The following is a 1,526-nucleotide window of genomic DNA, read 5'->3' as shown; positions in this document are numbered from 1 at the left end:
TATGGTATTGATAGCTGCTCGCGCACGTTCTGCCAGGGCTGCAGCCACTTTTCGTGATGAAAATGGCCGTTATTTCATTCCAGAAACCGGTTCACGCACGCCATCACCCCTTCGGCCTGGTCCTTGTGCGCCTCATGGCCGGCAAACGGAATGTTCAGCAGCTTCGCGCCGGGCACCTGCTCCGCCAGCTCAAACACACTGGCACGCGACACCAGGTGGTCTTCGTCGCCGCGAATTGCCAGCAAGGGGCAATTGATCTGCCTGACGCATTCGCCCGGGTAGCCGCTGGGGCCGTCGTCCAGCCACATCGGCACGACGGCATCAATCAGCGCCGCAAAGTCGGGCTGCGGGTTGACCGCGTTGTACAGCGCCACCGACTCGGGGAATTTTTTCGTCCAGCTTTGCGCCGTAACGCCGCCCAGCAGCTTGCGCACCGGGTCGTCGGCCTTGAGCATCTTGTCGGTGCCAATCGCAACCAGCTTGTCGACGGGCGACCCGCCTTCTGCGGCCATGCGCAACGCCGTGATGCCGCCGTCGCTGAAACCCACCACGCTGCAGCGCTCAACGCCCAGGTGCTGCAGCACAGCGGCAGCGTCAAGCGCCAGCCGCTGGTAGGTTACGCCCGCCGTGCCCAAGGTTGACTTGCCATGGCCCCGGCTGTCGATGCCGATCACCCTGAAGCGCTTCTGCAGCAGCGGCAAGACGCTGTTGAAGTCCTTCATCGTGCCCAGCCCGCCGTGCAAAAACAGCAGCGGCGGGTCCGCGTTATCACCGTGAACCTCAAAGTAAATCTTCGCGCTGTCCAGCGTCAGGTGGTCGCCACTGTGGTGATCAAATTCGCCGGCCTTCACCCCCGCCGCGCGGCTGAACGTGCCGGCAGCCACGTCAACGCCCCGTCGTGCCGCGGCGCGACTGCAGCTGGTTGCTGCCGCCCACATGCGACTCCCGGTCACTGCGGCTATTGGCCGTGCGCTGGCCTTCGTTCTTCTGCGTGGGTTTTTGTTCACCCATCTGGTTGAAGTCGTTTTCAACCTTGCCGCCGTGGCCCGATGCTTTGGGTGTGCCGTCTTGCTCCATCGCGCCGCCGGCCTGGTTGCGCGCGTCATCGGGTGCGAGTTGTTTGTTCTGCTGGCCCTGTTTGTTTTTGGCGTTCTGTTTGTTCGGCATGGTCTGTCTCCAGATAAAGGGGTTGAACAAGGGCCAGCGTGCAAACAAGGCAACACCAACCCGCGTAACAACCATTCTGAAAACCCCGAATGCCCGCCCATGTCAGACAGCACCCCGTACCCAAGCGCGACAAGGCGAAGCGAAAGCAAACCGGCTTGCTATAAATTAAATAGCTGCTCGCGCAGGTTCTGCTTGGTCAAACGGCCTGTTTGGCTTAAGACCAGCGTTACATCAACCCGCAGATGTATCCGAAAACTGCGCCTCAATCTTGTGCCCATCCAGGTCCCGCACAAAGCAGCCGTAATACTGCGGCCCATACATAGGCCGCGGGCCCGGCGCACCATCGCCCTGCCCACCCA

General features: G+C 61.6%; 2 protein-coding genes. Both read right to left on the bottom strand.

Translation table 11 applies throughout. The features are described 5' to 3' along the window. Positions 1-74: 74 nt before the first annotated feature. The gene (locus tag AC1D1P_RS23030) at positions 75-884 is read right to left on the bottom strand and encodes an alpha/beta fold hydrolase (RefSeq protein WP_477674594.1); all 810 of its coding nucleotides are present in this window, start codon (positions 882-884) and stop codon (positions 75-77) included. Between the two features lies 1 nt (position 885). Further along, positions 886-1,077, bottom strand: coding sequence for a hypothetical protein (locus AC1D1P_RS23025; protein ID WP_457282086.1), 192 nt, complete (start codon positions 1,075-1,077; stop codon positions 886-888). Positions 1,078-1,526: the final 449 nt, after the last annotated feature.

The organism is Polaromonas sp. P1_E1_2, from assembly GCF_056406035.1.
Note: the sequence above shows the minus strand (reverse complement) of the source record. Positions and strands in the feature narration are given on the sequence as shown.

Coding starts and splice junctions, on each gene's coding strand:
- AC1D1P_RS23025 (WP_457282086.1), bottom strand. CDS start 1,077: ATGGAGCAAGACGGCACACCCAAAGCATCGGGCCACGGCGGCAAGGTT.